Source organism: Vibrio sp. A8-1 (assembly GCF_013048685.1).
GTDB lineage: Bacteria > Pseudomonadota > Gammaproteobacteria > Enterobacterales > Vibrionaceae > Vibrio > Vibrio metschnikovii.
In genome coordinates this window covers 15512-32925 of the sequence record NZ_VHTC01000030.1, presented here as the reverse complement: position 1 = coordinate 32925, position 17414 = coordinate 15512, and the positions used below count along the sequence as shown (strand labels likewise).

At 45.7% G+C, this 17414-nt stretch carries 18 protein-coding genes; 10 read left to right on the top strand and 8 right to left on the bottom strand.

The window, feature by feature from the left end:
* Positions 1-138: 138 nt before the first annotated feature.
* Together truC and FKN93_RS13965 are read right to left on the bottom strand one after the other, a co-directional pair.
* Complete coding sequence (truC, locus tag FKN93_RS13970; RefSeq protein ID WP_170905337.1) at positions 139-879, bottom strand: tRNA pseudouridine(65) synthase TruC; 741 nt, start codon at positions 877-879, stop codon at positions 139-141.
* On the bottom strand, positions 873-1193 hold the full coding sequence (locus tag FKN93_RS13965; protein ID WP_170905336.1) for a YqcC family protein: 321 nt from the start codon (positions 1191-1193) through the stop codon (positions 873-875). The genes truC and FKN93_RS13965 overlap by 7 nt, the downstream gene beginning before the upstream one ends.
* An 82-nt stretch (positions 1194-1275) precedes the next feature.
* On the opposite strand from FKN93_RS13965, the gene FKN93_RS13960 reads away from it, so the two are divergent.
* The gene (locus FKN93_RS13960; RefSeq protein ID WP_170905335.1) at positions 1276-2322 is read left to right on the top strand and encodes a DUF3549 family protein; all 1047 of its coding nucleotides are present in this window, start codon (positions 1276-1278) and stop codon (positions 2320-2322) included.
* Between the two features lie 10 nt (positions 2323-2332).
* Complete coding sequence (locus FKN93_RS13955) at positions 2333-2635, top strand: DUF3301 domain-containing protein (RefSeq protein WP_154168808.1); 303 nt, start codon at positions 2333-2335, stop codon at positions 2633-2635.
* Between the two features lie 18 nt (positions 2636-2653).
* Here the strand turns inward: FKN93_RS13955 and FKN93_RS13950 are convergent, their stop codons facing one another.
* The gene (locus FKN93_RS13950; protein ID WP_154168810.1) at positions 2654-3166 is read right to left on the bottom strand and encodes a GNAT family N-acetyltransferase; all 513 of its coding nucleotides are present in this window, start codon (positions 3164-3166) and stop codon (positions 2654-2656) included.
* A gap of 998 nt (positions 3167-4164) precedes the next feature.
* Between FKN93_RS13950 and FKN93_RS13945 the strand changes: the two genes are divergently transcribed.
* Together FKN93_RS13945 and FKN93_RS13940 are read left to right on the top strand one after the other, a co-directional pair.
* Positions 4165-4467, top strand: a complete 303-nt coding sequence (locus tag FKN93_RS13945) for a hypothetical protein (protein ID WP_154170688.1) — start codon at positions 4165-4167, stop codon at positions 4465-4467.
* Positions 4464-4910, top strand: coding sequence for a YaiI/YqxD family protein (locus tag FKN93_RS13940; RefSeq protein WP_154168812.1), 447 nt, complete (start codon positions 4464-4466; stop codon positions 4908-4910). The genes FKN93_RS13945 and FKN93_RS13940 overlap by 4 nt, the downstream gene beginning before the upstream one ends.
* Before the next feature lie 122 nt (positions 4911-5032).
* Here the strand turns inward: FKN93_RS13940 and FKN93_RS13935 are convergent, their stop codons facing one another.
* The 3 genes from FKN93_RS13935 to FKN93_RS13925 form a co-directional block, all read right to left on the bottom strand.
* Positions 5033-6622 carry an AbgT family transporter gene (locus FKN93_RS13935; RefSeq protein ID WP_154168814.1) on the bottom strand — a complete coding sequence of 530 codons (1590 nt, stop codon included), beginning with the start codon at positions 6620-6622 and terminating at the stop codon, positions 5033-5035.
* Positions 6623-6880: 258 nt separating this feature from the next.
* On the bottom strand, positions 6881-7006 hold the full coding sequence (gene ykgO / locus FKN93_RS13930) for a type B 50S ribosomal protein L36 (protein WP_040904587.1): 126 nt from the start codon (positions 7004-7006) through the stop codon (positions 6881-6883).
* 3 nt (positions 7007-7009) lie between these two features.
* Positions 7010-7264 (bottom strand): type B 50S ribosomal protein L31, encoded by a 255-nt coding sequence (locus FKN93_RS13925; protein ID WP_154168816.1) that lies wholly within the window; start codon positions 7262-7264, stop codon positions 7010-7012.
* A gap of 118 nt (positions 7265-7382) precedes the next feature.
* On the opposite strand from FKN93_RS13925, the gene tsaA reads away from it, so the two are divergent.
* From tsaA to FKN93_RS13905, 4 genes are all read left to right on the top strand, one after another.
* Complete coding sequence (gene tsaA / locus FKN93_RS13920; RefSeq protein ID WP_161438454.1) at positions 7383-8078, top strand: tRNA (N6-threonylcarbamoyladenosine(37)-N6)-methyltransferase TrmO; 696 nt, start codon at positions 7383-7385, stop codon at positions 8076-8078.
* A 92-nt stretch (positions 8079-8170) separates the two neighbouring features.
* On the top strand, positions 8171-9892 hold the full coding sequence (locus FKN93_RS13915) for a proline--tRNA ligase (protein WP_158144150.1): 1722 nt from the start codon (positions 8171-8173) through the stop codon (positions 9890-9892).
* Positions 9893-10154: 262 nt separating this feature from the next.
* Positions 10155-10358, top strand: a complete 204-nt coding sequence (locus tag FKN93_RS13910) for a YaeP family protein (protein ID WP_004395765.1) — start codon at positions 10155-10157, stop codon at positions 10356-10358.
* A gap of 2 nt (positions 10359-10360) precedes the next feature.
* Complete coding sequence (locus FKN93_RS13905; protein WP_040904594.1) at positions 10361-10552, top strand: DUF4250 domain-containing protein; 192 nt, start codon at positions 10361-10363, stop codon at positions 10550-10552.
* A gap of 108 nt (positions 10553-10660) precedes the next feature.
* Here FKN93_RS13905 and FKN93_RS13900 read toward each other — a convergent pair whose 3' ends face one another.
* Positions 10661-10912, bottom strand: a complete 252-nt coding sequence (locus FKN93_RS13900) for a DUF3622 domain-containing protein (protein ID WP_158144151.1) — start codon at positions 10910-10912, stop codon at positions 10661-10663.
* A 244-nt stretch (positions 10913-11156) separates the two neighbouring features.
* Positions 11157-15053: a phosphoribosylformylglycinamidine synthase gene (gene purL, locus FKN93_RS13895; protein ID WP_170905334.1), complete on the bottom strand. Its 3897-nt coding sequence runs from the start codon at positions 15051-15053 to the stop codon at positions 11157-11159.
* Between the two features lie 342 nt (positions 15054-15395).
* Here purL and mltF point away from each other — a divergent pair, with 342 nt between their 5' ends.
* The gene (gene mltF / locus FKN93_RS13890) at positions 15396-16904 is read left to right on the top strand and encodes a membrane-bound lytic murein transglycosylase MltF (RefSeq protein ID WP_158144153.1); all 1509 of its coding nucleotides are present in this window, start codon (positions 15396-15398) and stop codon (positions 16902-16904) included.
* Positions 16905-17223: 319 nt separating this feature from the next.
* A complete protein-coding gene (locus tag FKN93_RS18060; protein ID WP_004395771.1) occupies positions 17224-17355 on the top strand; it encodes a hypothetical protein in 132 nt (43 codons plus the stop codon).
* Positions 17356-17414: the final 59 nt, after the last annotated feature.

The following is a 17414-nucleotide window of genomic DNA, read 5'->3' as shown; positions in this document are numbered from 1 at the left end:
TTTCGTTTAACTCTCGCAGTTGCCAGACCGCAAGAGTGTTTTAACAAATTGAAAGGGGCTTTATAACTGACTTATAGCTGAAAGCTTTACGGAACCCCCAGCCTAGCTGGGGGTTTTCTCTATACAAGGAAAGCCTTCTCAATCGAGAAGGCTTTTTTGTTGTGGGTCTGGCCATGAAAAAGTGCTAAACAAGCGTTGCCAATCGTCATCAAACCCTGCGTTTAAGGTGACCATTTGCTCTGTATAAGGATGAATAAAGCTTAATTGGCTAGCGTGAAGCATCAAACGCTGCACTTGATACTGCTCACGGTACAAGCGATTATGTTTACCATCACCATGAGTGGTATCGCCAACAATCGGGTGACGCAAATGTGCCATATGACGCCGCAGTTGATGTTTACGACCAGTCTTCGGTTTCAATTCCATCAAACTGTAGCGGGTGGTGGCAAACTTGCCGGTAGAAAAAGGCACTTCAACTTTGGCCAGCGGTCGATAAGCAGTCATTGCTGATTGCGGCTCTTTATCTTCTTGAGCAAACTTATCGGCGATTTTATCTAACTCAACCTTCAATGGATAATCCAAAACATCCGCTTGCTCAATCCAGCCTCGCACTACAGCATGGTAAGTTTTTTCCATTTGTTGACTAGCAAACATGGGCATCAGTGTTGAGGCGACTTCGCTGGATAATGCAAACACAAGTACGCCAGATGTCGGTCGATCTAAGCGGTGCAAAGGGAAGACATGTTGACCAATTTGATCACGTAAGGTTTGCATCACAAATTGAGTTTCATGCTTATCCAACCAAGAGCGATGAACGAGCATTCCCGCAGGCTTATTGACTGCAACCAGATACGGGTCTTGATAAATAATCTCTAACATTGTTGCGCCACTCTATCTATCTCCATTAATACCTCAATCAACGGCTGATAGCCGGATTGCCCTTTCCACGCTTCAACAAAATAAGGCGTTAACAAAAACTCTCTAGGCAAAGGTTGTTTCGTGTCGAGTAATTGCCACATTCGAGGTAAAAAAATCCATTGTAGCCATTCGTGTGGGTGTAGCGTATCAATAGCAAACGGCTCTCGACTGAGGAGCTTATCTTCCGTTGGGCGATGTGCTTGCCATAAAGCCGCCGCTTTGAGTTCTGTAGTTAATTGTTGCAGCAAAACCGGTAAAGGTGTCGGATTGATCATCAATGTTTATTTATTGGGCCTTGAATTTGCGACAAATGATACCATTTATTAAACAAAGAAAGTTAGGAACAAATAATCCCTTATGCAGCCGATTCATACCCTCACTGATTTACTCCAACAGAGTGAAGTACACTATCAGATTTTTGATCTGGGACGGCGAATCCAACCCGTCGATGCACAACGATTTCACCATGTTGAACAAGCAAGACAGCCGTACCCTTACCCGTTGCAACGTCAGGCTCATCTAGCGATTGTTTATTGGCATCAACACCAACAACCGTGGATATGGTTTGTAAAATTTAATCTTGATGAACGCGGGTTACTGGCCCAAGCGGAAATAGGCCAGTTTCTTAGCTACGTTCTCGAAGCAATGGGCTCGCGCCTCACCGGCGAATTAACCGAAGCTCAACAACAAAAGCTTGCTAATAATCCTTATACCTTTAAGCCAAGCGAAGAAAAAATGGCGGTCATTCATAGTCAAATTCGCCGACAGCTCTCATTGCCAAGTAGCCAATATTATGAACATGCCCAGCATTACTTAACGGGTGATTTAGGATGGGATAACTGGCAAAGTGTTGGCCTGCAAGGTATTAGCGATATCTGTGCACGCCTTAACGACGCTAATAATAGCCAGTTAATCATCAATGCGTTACCCCATTTACCTTCGCCAGTGCTCTACGCTCTGCTCGGAGCCCTTGAACACAGCTCATTACCTAATGACCTAGCACAGGCTCTCGATGAGAAATTACGAGTTTGCATTACGCAACCTGAAGGTGATCTATTTTTATTGGCCGCGTTGATCCGAGCACTCTCTGGAGGGACGCCAGAGCAGCTAGCTCAATGGATTGATCAAGTGTTGGATGACTCTTCTTTTTGTCACCCAGAAGTGCTGATTGCTATTGCCGGTCGTTGCTGGTCTGCGCTAAAACAAAGCGGACGTGCTCAACGATTTTTACTGCGCCTAGCGCAAAGTGGCGATCAAACGCTATTTAATCAAATTTTTGCTGATTTAGTCATGTTACCAGAGCTGCGAGTCGTGCTATTACCGCTACTCCATAGCAGCCCTTCACCAGAACTCTCTCAAGCGCTGGTCAATTTACAGCGTGCCACCAAACCTTCATCGCCATAAAGGAAAGCGAATGATTGATAACCTTATTGGCATCATTCTACTGAGCTTAATCTGTTACCTATTTTGGCAGCAGCGTCGTCAATCAGAAATAGCCAAACAGTGTATAGCACGTAAATGTGCAGCATTAGATTTACAGTTACTCAGTGTCTCTTTTGGGCAGCATAAATGGAAAACGCCAGCTCATCGCTGGCGTTGGCATACGGTTTACTATTTTGAATTCTCTGCACTCGGCGATGATTGCTATCAAGGGCAACTGGTGATGGTCGGCTTTACCCCCTCGGGCTTTCATCTGCCGCCGCACCGAATGCTTTAAGCTTAACGCCGTTACTGCTCAGAGAGAGTAACTGGCAAATGAGGATAACTCGGTTTGGCGTTGCCATTGATACTCATAAAACACGCCAAAAATGTCGTCTTCCGTTCTTATCGAAACAAAACCTAATTTATCCAAAATAGATTGAGCCGCCGCATGCTGAGCGTTGACCCTAGCCATCACCTTCTCAAGGTGTAATCGTTGACAAATTTTAGGGAAAAAAGCCTGCAATGCCTCATTGGCGATCCCTTGTCCCCAATAGCTTTTATCGAACACAAAGCCCAACTCAGCACTCTGCTCGTCGACTTCAACGTACAAATGCCCCATGTATTCACGATTATAATTATCCAGCACAGCCATCGCATGTAAGTGAGGGTCATGTAAAATACGTTGAAATTGCTGTCTCGCCGCAGCCACGGTTTTCGGGCCATTCATTTGGGCACGATTTTTAGCACAACAATTAAGCATCAAAAAATCAGATTCAAACGTCTCGGTATAAGGCACTATTAACGTTCTACGTGTTACTATCGTCACGGGCCATCCTTGTTCTCAACAATATCAATTCTCTCAATACCTAAAACGAGTAAAGAAACAATCGTCGTACTCCGTAGCCATCATAATGATAGCGCGGGTATCACGATAACCTTGCCACTTCACCGTCTCGCGATATAAACAGCGCTAAGCCACTGCGGAGTTTTCTTGAAGAAGTAGGCGAAAGTAAACCAATCCCAACGATGACGTATTGATCTTGATGTCATTTGCTCAACATCACATTATTATAATTATCATTATACTCAAACCGTTCGACATTACCGGCAGCAACATCATGTTTTCACTGCCCTATCCGAACTAAGAAAAGCCCCGACACACATGGTATCGGGGCTTAAGTCTTACTTATAGCGATCCAGCTACTTGTTCGTGCTCCCTGCATCGTCCCTAATAGTAGCGGTACAATCCAGTGACCTTATCCTATGCATCGCCACCTTGGCGGTGTCCTATTCATCCATGACACTAACCGATCCTGGTTAGTTTCCTTCACTTGTTCCTTGAGCGGTGTCCTACCCTCATCCTGAAGGGGTTCCGACCTATTCCATAGGGTCCTGCTTTCCTTGCCCATCAACCTCATGTCAATGGTCATATCCTTAATGAGTCCTAATCCTTGCGGCGATGTTCCGATTCACCGTCTCATCCTTGAAGCAACACTCCTTGTGTCATTCCTATTCCTTGTCACTTCCGCTGCGACAGCTATTAATCTACTCACTTCTGGCCACGATTCAATCCCAAGTTCAAGTTTCATATCACTCAAATAATTCAACATTAAATTTAATCACTTATAAAACAATCTATTAGAGTTTTCATATCTTAAGACTTCAATAACGTAGCGCTTTTCTCGCACATCACAGGTAAGCGATCTCTTACACGCAACGCCCTCTTTTGCTACCAAAAGAACAAAGATTGAGAGAAGAGAAAACTCAACACGAAGCCATCATTTATGGGTAAGATAGGCACTATCCATGACACAAGGACAGAATATGCTCAGTAAAGATCTATCGCATGAATTACAGGCTATTTTCACGCAATTACAACAACAGGGAAAAGCGCCAACGGTGGCTCTGGTGAAATCTCGCCTTAGCACCTCGCTGCCAATCCCCGTCCTTATTGCGGCAATAACAAGTTGGAAACAAGCCCAACGAGTCCCAAAGGTTGAGGTCAATAGCGTTACTCCACTGACGGATCAACAACGTATTGCCCAACTTGAACAGCAACTCGCGATGCTCAGTACTAGAGTCGAACAGTTAGCCGCCGAACTGACCAATCAGAAGGAATCAAGATGAAAATTTGGGTCGATGCCGACGCATGTCCTAAGGTGATCAGAGAAACCCTGATCAGAGCCGCTGAACGTACGGGAGTAGAATGTACGTTTGTTGCTAACCATCAAATCCCACTCCCTAAACGCAGTAATATCATTGCATTGCAAGTTCCTGCTGGGTTTGATATTGCCGACAATGAAATTGTTAAGCGAGTCGAAAAGGGAGATTTAGTTATCACCTCAGACATCCCATTAGCCGACGAAGTGATCACGAAAGGTGCATTAGCACTGAGTTCACGAGGAGAGCTGTTTACCACTGAAACCATTAAAGCTCGGCTGAACATACGAGATTTTCTCGATACCATGCGCTCAAGCGGTATTCAAACGGGTGGTCCCAATGCGTTATCTCAAACCGAGCGACGTGAATTCGCCAACCATCTCGATCGCTGGTTGACTCGCCGACGCTAAACGTTGTCAGATAATCTTGGTCATGTCGAGATGCCCCTGTTTACGATCAAAAAACGCCGCTGCCATTTTCATCATCGCAGCGGCGTTAAGCCTGTTTTTACTCTTTCGTTAAAGTAAAAAGATTAAGGAATATAATAGGTTGCAGCGCCCGGCCCGACAGGCATACCCAGCACAAATACCCATACAAAGAACAGTACACTCCAACCTAATGTAAAGACAATCGTATAAGGGATCATGACCGCAATCAGCGTACCAATGCCTAGATTTTTAATGTATCGACTCGCAATCGCTAATATCAAACCAAAATAACTCATCATGGGGGTAATGATATTGGTCACAGAGTCACCAATACGGTACGCCGCTTGAATGGTCTCCGGTGCATAGCCAACAAGCATCAACATAGGCACAAAAATAGGTGCCGTGACCGCCCATTGTGCTGAAGCCGAGCCGATCATCAGGTTAATAAAGCCACACATCAGAATAAAAGCAAAAAACAGCATTGGACCAGTCAAACCAATGGTTTGCAAGAAGGAAGCACCACCGACAGCAAACACTTGACCAAAGTTAGTCCAGCTAAAAAATGCTACAAACTGAGCGGCAAAAAATACCAACACGATATACATGCCCATTGAGGACATGGATTTTGCCATCGCATCAATCACATCGCGGTCATTTTTCATCGTACCAACGACTTTACCGTAGACAAAGCCAGGAACAGCAAAGAACACAAAGATGAAAGCAACGATACTGCGTAAGAACGGGGAACCCGCAACCAGCCCGGTTTCAGGGTGACGCAATACGCCATTTTCCGGCACAATCGTCCAAGCTAACAGTCCGCAAACAACGACGGTGGCGAATCCAGCGTATTTTAAGCCTTTCTTTTCCACATCGGTCAAAAAGCCCATTTTATCTTGTGATAAGTCATCACCCGCTTCAGCCACATTGTACTTACCCAATTTAGGCTCAACAATTTTTTCCGTAACCCAAGCACCAGCAATTGCAATAAAGAAGGTGGAAACAGCCATAAAGTACCAGTTTACTTCTGGGCCTACGATGTATTCTGGGTCCAAAATTCGCGCCGCCGTTTCCGTAATCCCAGAAAGCAGCGGATCGACCGTACCAATGAGTAGGTTGGCAGAATAACCACCAGAAACACCCGCAAACGCAGCCGCTAAGCCAGCTAAAGGATGACGCCCCAATGAATGGAACAGCATGGCGGCAAGTGGAATAAGCACCACATAACCCAGTTCACCCGCCGTGTTAGACATGATACCGGCAAAAATAACCGTAAACGTAACCATGCGTTTTGAAGCGCCCATCACCATGCCACGGATCGCAGCAGACAGCAGGCCAGAATGCTCAGCAATCGAGACACCCAGCATGGCAACTAACACCGTGCCCAAAGGAGCAAAACCGGTAAAGTTAGTAACAAGATTGGTCACAATGCGCTGTAAACCATCGCCATTCAGTAAGCTGACCACATGGATCATACCATCGGCAGCACGACCTCTTGCACCTTCAGGTCGGGGATCGACAACCGATACTTCAAAATAACCAGCAATACCTGAGGCGACTAAAATTGCCACGCAAAAAATGGCAAACAGTGTGATGGGATGAGGTAATAAATTCCCTAAATATTCCACAGCATCTAAAAACCGTGTAAAGCGCGGTTTTTTCGGTGCTGGTTGATTAATCGAAGCAGATGAACTCATCTGTTCCCTCCTTGTTATTATTCCTACTCATATGTGACAAAAATGTCAAAATCGAGCGCAGATTACTTGAGGAAACGAATAAGTAAAAATTGAACATGTTACAAAGTGTAAGTTTCAGTCTTATTTTTAACCAATTTTAAACAAAAAATCAGATGATTAATCGGTAAATCAATCATCTGATGAGTCATTACTGTTTAACGTGTTTTGTGATCGAACCTAAACCGCCTTCCTTTCGCTGTTCATGATCCTGTCCAATTTTTAACGCTGCACGGCTTTAAAGCGCGGATTGGTTTTACAAATCACGTACAAACGGCCCCGTCTTTTGACAATTTGGCAATCTGGATGGCGTAATTTTGCGCTTTTTAACGAACTTAAGACTTTCATGGTTTATTCCTTGGTAAATTGAGCAAAGCGACGATTAAAGTTAGCCACACGTCCCTCTTTTTGAATCACACGCTGCTTACCCGTGTAGTAAGGATGCGATTCTGCTGAAACTTCGACCGTAAAATAAGGGTAAGTTTTGCCATCTTGCCACTCGATCGTGCGATCGGTTTTTAATGTCGAACCAATCATAAAATATTTATCAACACTGGTATCATGAAACACCACTGGTCGATATTCAGGATGAATTCCTACTTTCATAGCCCCTCCGAAAATTGATACATTATAACATATCAATTAATAATCATTATCAACTGAAAATGCAAGTAAAAAATGTGCTATGTTGGCATGTCTCATTCTTATTATTCAGCGTTCGGTTATGTATACAATTGATCCTATTGGTATTATTGAAAGTCCCTATCAAGAAAAATTTGCGGTTCCTCGTCAACCTCGCTTAGTGCCCGCGGCAACCGCACGTTTAAAGCTCCTCGGGACGGCGAATACCCCGGAAGCCGTGCGTGGCATTGAACAATTTTCTCATCTCTGGTTGCTGTTCTTATTTGATCAAAATTTGGCCGCAGGCTGGAAGCCAACGGTAAGACCACCTCGCCTTGGTGGCAATGAACGGGTTGGAGTCTTTGCTTCCCGCTCAACCTTTCGCCCGAATGGCATCGGTATGTCTGCCGTTGAACTAAAAGGGATAACCAAACAAGGTGAGCAATTGTTTCTTGAATTAGGCAGTGTCGATTTGGTCAATCACACACCAGTGATTGATATTAAGCCTTATATTCCATACTCGGATGCAATTCCTCAAGCGACCGGAGGCTATGCCGACCATGAACCAGAGCGGTTGCCTGTGGTTTTCTCCCCTCAAGCACAAACACAACTCAATAGACTTACGGGGCATCACCATGAACAACAAGTGATTGAGCAGGTTTTAGCGCAAGATCCACGTCCCGCCTACAAGAAAAACCAACTGGACAATAAGGAATATGCGGTCAATTTGTTCAATTTGAATGTGAAATTTACCGTTCTCGATAAGTTAGTGACAGTAACGAGCATTGAACGCTTTTGACAAAGCCGATTGGCTGATATTATACAAGGCTTAATTTTACGCCCTCATAATGATGAGGGGCTTTTCAATCATGATGAAACGGATACCATAGAATGCGTACCAGTCAATATCTTCTTTCTACTCTGAAGGAGACTCCAAACGACGCTGAAGTCGTGAGCCACCAGCTCATGTTACGTGCAGGTATGATCCGTAAGCTGGCTTCAGGTCTTTATACTTGGCTACCTACTGGTCTGCGTGTACTGCGTAAAGTCGAAAACATCGTTCGTCAAGAGATCGATAACGCCGGTGCGATTGAAACCTTGATGCCCGTTGTCCAGCCGTTTGAACTGTGGGAAGAGACCGGCCGCTCAGAAAAAATGGGCCCGGAACTACTTCGCTTTACTGACCGCCATACTCGTCCGTTTGTTCTTAGCCCAACGGCTGAAGAAGTAATAACCAGCCTCGTTCGTAACGAGGTCAGCTCTTACAAGCAACTGCCGTTGAACCTGTACCAAATTCAAACCAAATTCCGTGATGAACGCCGCCCTCGTTTTGGTGTGATGCGTGCCCGTGAATTTTGTATGATGGATGCTTACAGCTTTGATATCGACAAAGACGGTCTAGAAAAATCGTACCAAGCGATGCACGACGCTTACTGTAAAGCCTTCGATCGTATGGGGCTGGATTACCGTCCCGTATTAGCCGATACCGGTGCGATTGGTGGTAACGGTTCGCATGAATTCCACGTGCTGGCTGAAAGTGGTGAGGACATTATTGCTTTCTCTACTGAGTCAGATTACGCAGCCAACATTGAAAAAGCGGAAGCGGTAGCGCCAGCAATCGAGCGCCCAGCTCCAACCCAAGAAATGACGCTGGTTGATACACCAAACGCAAAAACCATCGCTGAATTGGTTGAGCAGCACGGTCTACCGATCGAGAAAACCGTTAAAACACTGTTTGTCAAAGCCTCTGATGAGATCGATGCCCCTATCGTGGCACTGATCATCCGTGGTGATCATGAACTCAATGAAATCAAAGCAGAGAAACTCGCTGAAGTTGCCGCTCCATTAGAAATGGCCAGCGAAGAAGAAATTCGCGCGCTGATTGGTGCGGGTCCTGGTTCTCTTGGACCAGTCGGCCTTCAGCTACCATTTATCGTTGATCGCACTGTAGCGGTGATGAGTGACTTTGGCGCGGGTGCCAATATTGACGGCAAACACTACTTCGGTATTAACTGGGGCCGTGATGTTGAGCTAGCGAAAGTGGAAGATCTGCGTAACGTCGTTGAAGGCGACCCAAGCCCATGCGGTAAAGGAACCTTGATGCTGAAACGCGGTATCGAAGTGGGTCATATCTTCCAGCTAGGGACTAACTACTCGGAAAAGATGAACTGTGGCGTACTCGATTCCAATGGTAAACACACTATTTTAGAAATGGGTTGTTATGGGATTGGGGTTTCTCGTGTTGTGGCTTCAGCCATCGAGCAAAACCATGATAAGTACGGCATTATCTGGCCAGATGCACTCGCCCCTTTCCAAGTCGCGATTGTACCAATGAACATGCACAAATCTGAGCGAGTTCAACAAGCGGCGGAAACACTCTATGCGGAATTAACCGCAGCCGGTATTGAAGTCTTGTTTGACGATCGTAAAGAGCGCCCAGGCGTGATGTTCTCGGATATGGAACTGATCGGTATTCCGCATACGATCATTATCGGTGATCGCAGCATGGATGAAGGCAACTTTGAGTACAAACATCGTCGCAGTGGTGAAAAGTCTGCCGTCCCCATGGCCAATATGGTGAGCTTTATTCACGAGCAATTGGGCGATAACTAAACGATGTGAGTGGATGATCATCCATCACTCATTCTCAATGAAGGCTGCTGAATGGCAGCCTTTTTTATCGATGCTGCTTAAAAGCTCCACCTTAAAAACGGCAAAAATCAGTTCTATCCCATGTGGGTTCCAAGACTATCTATTCACCATTAATGTATAGAGCCCTTATCGCTTCAAGTCGGAAACGAGAGAATGATTTTGTTTTCTGAACATACCCTGTGTATCATTGCGAGCCGTTATCATCTATCAATAGGAAACCCAGATGCGAGTTTACGATTGTTGTGATTTAGTCCGCGAGCTGTACGCACAAATTGGCAGTGGCGATCAAGGCTATATCCCTAAAGCTATCTCCTGCGCAGTAAAAACCTTAAATGATATTGCTGCCGATCCGACTCTGCCTAAAGACACTCAAGAAAAAGCCGCTTTCGCTGCTGCCAATTTGCTCATTTCTGATTTTGAGGACTAAGCATGATGCTCGACAATTTTGCGAATATGGATCCCATCATGCTGATGAGTATCGTTAATATGAAGCTGCGCGATGAGTTTGCTGGTGACCTTGATAAGTTGAGTGATCATTTTGCTATCGATCGTCAGGCATTAGAAGCACGCTTGGCCAATGCGGGGTTTGAGTTTTTACCTGAGGTTGGTCAGTTTCGCTAATACGCATAGCTCGACTTGATAGACAAGATGGTATGGGCCATAAATGTAAAAAACCCACAAATTGACGTGGGTTTTTTATCATCCAACAAGTCGACGAAACGAAACGCGTTAGTCTTGTTTCTCTTGTTTCTCTTGTTTTTCTTTTCTTGCAACGGCTTTGCGCTCATTACGCTTAGCTTGGCTTTCAATAAAACCAATCAACTCTTTTTCAGCCCAAGCTTGTGCCTGTGCTTCGCTCTCAAAACCCATTTCGCGCTTTGAAACGACGGTGCGACGGGAGGTAACTTGACGAACAATTTCTGCCGCCCAACCATTATTCTTTTCGGTCACTTTAATCGTGAATTTTTTACTGTCTGACATTTTCATTTTCCTAAGGGAAGAAGAAGGGATTACTCATCAACGTTAATCGCGCTTAGAGCCGACTGGCTTAGCCGCTGAATATGTTGAACACCATCCCTTGGTAAGCGCGGCATTAGAGCACAAATTTCACTATTTTTCCGCTTTTTTTGCAAAATTTTACGCTCAACCGATAGCATCAAGCCGCAGACGAACCGCGGCTTGATGGGGTATTAGAGCACGAGCATCGCTCCGTTAAAGAGTAAACTTAACCGAGGTTTTTACGCGCATTTTGGAACATACGCATCCAAGGACCATTTTCTCCCCAATGATCAGGATGCCATGAGTTAGCAACCGTACGGAATACTCGCTCAGGATGCGGCATCATGATCGTCACTCGGCCATCTTGGGTCGTTAAGCCAGTAATCGCATTTGGCGAGCCATTCGGGTTGTTCGGGTATTGTTGAGTCGCTTGACCATGGTTATCCACAAAACGCAGCGCCACCGTACCAGATTGCTCTATCGCGTCTAAATGACGGCTATCACGCACTTCCACTCGGCCTTCACCGTGAGAAACGGCAATCGGCATCCGTGAACCAGCCATCTGATTAAAAAACAGTGACGGCGACGGTTGAATTTCCACCAAACTAAAGCGCGCTTCAAAACGCTCAGATTCATTGCGCACAAACCGTGGCCATAACTCAGCGCCCGGAATCAAGCTTTTCAAATTAGACAGCATTTGACAACCGTTACATACCCCTAATGAAAAGGTATCTTGGCGTTGGAAAAAGCGCTCAAATTGCTCACGAGCTTGGGGGTTAAATAAGACCGATTTCGCCCATCCCTCACCAGCACCGAGCACATCTCCGTAAGAGAAACCGCCACAAGCGACCAAACCATGGTACTCATCAAGAGCGACTTGCCCCGTTAAAATATCACTCATGTGAATATCGACGGCATTAAAGCCAGCGCGATCGAAGGCAGCAGCCATTTCCACGTGTGAGTTGACCCCTTGCTCACGCAAGATAGCCATATTGGGTTTGCTTCCCTTAGCAATATACGGCGCGGCAATATCCTGCTGGACATCAAACGTTAACTGAGCATTCAAGCCCGGATCAAGGTTATCTTGCTTAGCCGCAAACTCTTGATCAGCGCAGCGTGGGTTATCACGCAATGCCTGCATTTTATGGGTCATTTCTGCCCAAATAGTGCGTAGCTGGGTGCGGTTACGTTCAACCACAACTTGCTGATTTGAAGTAATACGTAACGTATCCGAGTCCGTTACCGTACCAATCACATGGCAACAGGCTTGTAATCCATGATTCGCTAAGGTAGCCAGTACTGAAGTCAGCGCCTCGTTGCGCACCTGCAATACAGCGCCAAGCTCTTCATTGAACAGAATCGCTAAGTGGTCATCGCCCAATGGCGCAATATTAGCGTCAATCCCACAATGCCCAGCAAAGGCCATTTCTGCTAACGTAACCAGTAAACCACCATCGCCCTTATCGTGATAAGCGAGCACTTGTTGCTGGGCGACCAGCGTTTGAACCGCGTTATAAAAACCTTTTAACTGCGCAGCATTATCAACATCTGCTGGCTTATCGCCTAATTGTTTATAAACTTGAGCCAGCGCTGTTGCACCAAGGCGATTTTTACCATTACCCAAATCAATCAGAACTAAGCTTGTTTCACCTTTATCGGTTCTCAACTGAGGAGTGATGGTTTTGCGCACATCTTCCACCCGAGCAAAAGCGGTAATCACCAGTGATAATGGTGACGTCACCGATTGAGATTGCCCTTGATCATCTTGCCATTGGGTTTTCATTGACATGGAGTCTTTACCGACGGGAATGGTTAACCCTAATGCCGGACAAAGCTCTTCACCAACTGCTTTCACTGCGGCATAAAGCCCAGCATCTTCCCCAGGGTGTCCTGCTGGTGACATCCAGTTGGCAGACAGCTTGATATGTTTAATATCACCAATATGCGTGGCGGCAATGTTGGTGATCGCTTCACCAACCGCCAAGCGTGCTGAAGCAGCAAAATCGAGCAACGCAACTGGCGTACGCTCGCCCATGGACATCGCTTCGCCATGATAAGTATCGTAACTGGCCGCGGTTACCGCACAGTTCGCTACTGGCACCTGCCAAGGCCCAACCATCTGATCACGTGCCACTAATCCAGTTACCGAGCGGTCACCAATGGTAATTAAGAAGGTTTTTTCGGCCACGGCTGGCAAGCGTAGGACGCGATCAATAGCGTCATTCATCTCAATATTAGAGCGGTCTAACGCCGGACTTTGTACTTGTTGCGTAGTGGCTTGACGATGCATTTTCGGTGGCTTACCCAGCAAAATATCCATCGGCATATCAATCGGCGTATTATCGAAATGGCTATCTTCAAGGGTTAAATGGCGCTCTTGAGTCGCTTCGCCAACCACCGCATAAGGGGCGCGTTCACGTTTACAAATCGCTTCAAACACTGGCATGTTTTCTGGAGCAACCGCTAGCACATAACGTTCTTGAGATTCATTACACCAGATTTCTAGTGGACTCATGCCCGGTTCATCGTTGGGCACATCACGGAGTTGGAATTTACCGCCGCGATCACCATCATTGACTAACTCAGGAAGGGCATTAGAAATACCCCCCGCCCCAACATCATGAATAAAGGCAATCGGGTTAGCGTCACCCATTTGCCAACAGCGGTCGATAACCTCTTGGCAGCGACGTTCCATTTCCGGATTTTCACGTTGTACAGAAGCAAAATCCAAATCTTCTGCTGATTGACCCGATGCCATCGACGATGCCGCACCACCACCAAGTCCAATATTCATCGCTGGGCCACCCAGCACAATTAACTGCGCACCAACAGGGATCACTTTTTTCTGCACATGATCTGCGCGAATATTGCCCATCCCACCAGCGATCATAATCGGTTTATGATAGCCGCGCACCTCTTCTCCCGCATGAGAGATCACTTGCTCTTCATAGGTTCGGAAATAACCCAATAAGTTAGGACGACCAAACTCATTATTAAACGCCGCGCCGCCTAGTGGACCTTCGAGCATAATGTCTAACGCGGTGACAATCCGGCTTGGCTTACCAAAATCACTTTCCCACGGTTGAACAAACCCAGGAATACGTAGGTTAGACACGCTGAAACCGACTAATCCAGCCTTCGGTTTACCACCGATACCGGTTGCGCCTTCATCACGGATCTCACCGCCCGAACCCGTTGCCGCACCAGGCCATGGTGAAATAGCCGTTGGGTGGTTATGCGTTTCTACCTTCATTAAGATATGGGCATCTTCATGATGATAAGTGTATTGACGAGAATCGGGATCCGGGAAGAAACGGCCGACTTTAGAACCGGTCATAACGGCAGCGTTATCTTTATAAGCAGAAAGGACGTGATCGGGGGTGACTTCAAAGGTATTTTTGATCATCTTAAACAGCGATTTTTTCTGCTCTACGCCATCAATCGTCCAATCGGCATTAAAGATTTTATGGCGACAATGCTCAGAGTTAGCTTGCGCAAACATCATTAATTCAATGTCATTAGGGTTACGACCTAAACGAGTAAAACTCTCGACTAAGTAGTCAATTTCATCGTCGGCTAATGCCAAACCAAGGGAAACGTTTGCTTGTTCAAGCGCAGCGCGGCCGCCGGTGAGGATATCAACCGGTAACAATGGTGCAGGTTCGGCGACAGTAAACAAGGCGCTCGCCGACTCTAAATCACTGAATACCACTTCCATCATCCGATCATGAAGTAATTGACTTAGTTCGTTTTTTTGAGCCTCAGTCAGTGGGCTCTGACTATCAATATAATAAGCCGTGCCACGCTCTAAGCGCTTAATTTTGCCTAAGCCGCAATTATGAGCAATGTCACTGGCTTTAGAAGACCAAGGAGAGATGGTGCCGGGACGCGGCGTGACTAGCAACAGTAAACCTTGCGGTTGGTGCTCTTGAATCGTTGGGCCGTAAGTGAGTAATTGTTGCAATTTACTCTGTTCAGCGCTGTCGAGCTCAGCATTAAGAGCAGCAAAATGCATAAACTCAGCATAGATACCAGTAACTGGTAGGTCTTGTTGACGACACGTTTCGAGCAGTTTTTGAATGCGAAATTCAGAAAGCGCTGGGGAGCCACGCAAAATTCTCATGAGCTTAGGTCTCTATATACAAGTGATTAAGATGAAATTGGAATAAGTTCATTACATTACAAATAGTTATGTATGAATTAATAAACAAATACCAATGTCGACTCATTATTGCGAGGGCATTATAGAGGATTTCTTTTTGTGACGTAACACTAAAAGCAACCGTTTGCGCCATTTTTTCGTATATTTTGCACCAGCCCTCATTGCTCGCTCGACAAGGTTGTTCAAGAAGCTCAGAAAAATAAGGTCGTTAAGTTCCTATTCCTGAGCGATGGTGTATAAACTTTGCCTTCAACGCCTCGGGTTTGGTATAAAGACATACCGGATGTAAGAGATCGCTAATCAATGACCCCATTTTCTTTCACGTTTTTCTATCGTGCGCTATGGCTAGCATTAACCCTGCTCGTTCTCAGCGGCTGCCAAATTGACTCTGAGCCGAAAAGTGAGCTAGAAAAAATCCGCGAGAGAGGCGTATTACGAGTCGGTACGTTGAATAATCAGCTGTCCTATTTCATTGGCCCAGATGGTCCTGCGGGTCTTGATTATGAATTAGCAAGAGAGTTTGCTCGTGAACTAGGGGTACGGTTAGAAATGAAACCGGCCTATCGTACATCGAGTCTCTTTCCAGCGTTAAAAAATGGCGAGATAGATATTATTGCTGCTGGGTTAAGTCAATCAGAACAGCGCTTAAAAGAGTATCGCGCTGGGCCAGCCTATTACTATGTATCGCAACAGGTGGTGTATAAACCTGGCCAATGGCGACCTCGTAACATTAATCAGTTAATCGCCAGACAAGATGAACTGTTGGCAAATAATGATCAGCAGCCTATTTTTAAAATCGTCAACGACTCTCATTTTACTACGACATTAGCCAGCGTTGCCGAGCGTTATCCTGATTTTCAATACGTGATTGATAATAATAGTGATGTGAGTGAGCTATTGAAACAGGTCTCTAAAGGTGAGCTGCTGTTTACCATGGCAGACTCAGTAGAAATTTCACTCTCACAACGTATTTATCCAGATATCGCGATGGCCTTTGAAATGACCGAAGACCAGCCTATTTCGTGGTTTATGCGGCGTTCAGATGATGAAAGCTTATATGCGTTAATGATTGAGTTTTTCGGTAATCTCAAACAATCTGGAAGCTTAGCCTCTTTAGAAGAGAAATACATTGGTCATGTTGGTAACTTTGACTATGTGGATACTCGCGCCTTTATCCGTGCTTTGGAAACTCGCTTACCTAAATGGGCACCGCTGTTTCAAAAATATTCAGAAGAATTTGACTGGCGTTTAATTGCTGCGGTGGCTTATCAAGAGTCACACTGGAATCCGATTGCTCGCTCGCCAACCGGCGTTCGCGGAATGATGATGCTCACCTTACCAACGGCGCGCAGTGTCGGAGTGACCAATCGACTCGATGCAGAGCAATCGATTCAAGGTGGTGTCGAGTATCTACGCAGAATGGTTGCACGCATTCCAGACAGTGTTCCGCAGCATGAAAAAATCTGGTTTGCATTGGCTTCGTATAATATTGGCTATGGGCATATGATGGATGCTCGCCGTCTAACTCGCCAACAAGGTGGGTCGCCAGATGCTTGGGCCGATGTTAAAGATCGTCTTCCTCTTTTGCGTCAACAACGCTATTTCTCGCAAACGCGTTATGGTTATGCTCGTGGAGATGAAGCTCGCGCTTATGTTGAAAACATCCGTCGCTATTATCAAAGTATTATCGGCCATATGGATCCACATCACAGCAGCGATACCGATCTCGGAATCGATGACTTGTTAGTGATTACTATCGAGCCAGAAGAGAGCGCGGATGAGAGTAATGACCATCACGTCGACGTCGAGTAAATCCTGATTAGCGAACAGCGACCGGTCTCATCATCTACCCAACAAAATTCGGTGTTCGCTAATAAAATATCTTGATTTTTATACTTAAAAATCATAAATATCTAGTGTGAAATTTAACGGTAATAAAGTATTGATACACTTTACTCCTACCTTGCTATACCCAAACGACTTGAGGTTGCAGGTAGGCGGAAAGTGAGTGAATCCCCCCTAACTACTTCTAGTTACAGCCTCCATGAAAAAGTCCATCCGCATGGCTGCAACTTCCAGTGGTAAGGGATCGATAAGTTTAATTATTTTTTATAATAATAGGAGGGTGTTTATGTTGAAACGAAAACGTCAATCAAAACTCCTGAACAAAGCAGTATCAGCCAATCGTCGCCGTCGCATGCTGGCGAACACAAAGAAGAAAGTGCTCGCACGTCATCGTGCCTTCGTGCAACTGATAGACTGATCGGATATCAGCAAACATCTACACAAAGACTCAATCAGGCTGTAGATGTTTGCCAGCCC

Coding starts and splice junctions, on each gene's coding strand:
- FKN93_RS13940 (WP_154168812.1), top strand. CDS start 4,464: ATGAAAATTTGGGTCGATGCCGACGCATGTCCTAAGGTGATCAGAGAA.
- FKN93_RS13900 (WP_158144151.1), bottom strand. CDS start 10,912: ATGTCAGACAGTAAAAAATTCACGATTAAAGTGACCGAAAAGAATAAT.
- tsaA (WP_161438454.1), top strand. CDS start 7,383: ATGTATACAATTGATCCTATTGGTATTATTGAAAGTCCCTATCAAGAA.
- purL (WP_170905334.1), bottom strand. CDS start 15,053: ATGAGAATTTTGCGTGGCTCCCCAGCGCTTTCTGAATTTCGCATTCAA.
- truC (WP_170905337.1), bottom strand. CDS start 879: ATGTTAGAGATTATTTATCAAGACCCGTATCTGGTTGCAGTCAATAAG.
- FKN93_RS13945 (WP_154170688.1), top strand. CDS start 4,165: ATGCTCAGTAAAGATCTATCGCATGAATTACAGGCTATTTTCACGCAA.
- FKN93_RS13955 (WP_154168808.1), top strand. CDS start 2,333: ATGATTGATAACCTTATTGGCATCATTCTACTGAGCTTAATCTGTTAC.
- FKN93_RS13915 (WP_158144150.1), top strand. CDS start 8,171: ATGCGTACCAGTCAATATCTTCTTTCTACTCTGAAGGAGACTCCAAAC.
- FKN93_RS13935 (WP_154168814.1), bottom strand. CDS start 6,622: ATGAGTTCATCTGCTTCGATTAATCAACCAGCACCGAAAAAACCGCGC.
- FKN93_RS18060 (WP_004395771.1), top strand. CDS start 17,224: ATGTTGAAACGAAAACGTCAATCAAAACTCCTGAACAAAGCAGTATCA.
- FKN93_RS13960 (WP_170905335.1), top strand. CDS start 1,276: ATGCAGCCGATTCATACCCTCACTGATTTACTCCAACAGAGTGAAGTA.
- ykgO (WP_040904587.1), bottom strand. CDS start 7,006: ATGAAAGTCTTAAGTTCGTTAAAAAGCGCAAAATTACGCCATCCAGAT.
- FKN93_RS13910 (WP_004395765.1), top strand. CDS start 10,155: ATGCGAGTTTACGATTGTTGTGATTTAGTCCGCGAGCTGTACGCACAA.
- FKN93_RS13965 (WP_170905336.1), bottom strand. CDS start 1,193: ATGATCAATCCGACACCTTTACCGGTTTTGCTGCAACAATTAACTACA.
- mltF (WP_158144153.1), top strand. CDS start 15,396: ATGACCCCATTTTCTTTCACGTTTTTCTATCGTGCGCTATGGCTAGCA.
- FKN93_RS13905 (WP_040904594.1), top strand. CDS start 10,361: ATGATGCTCGACAATTTTGCGAATATGGATCCCATCATGCTGATGAGT.
- FKN93_RS13925 (WP_154168816.1), bottom strand. CDS start 7,264: ATGAAAGTAGGAATTCATCCTGAATATCGACCAGTGGTGTTTCATGAT.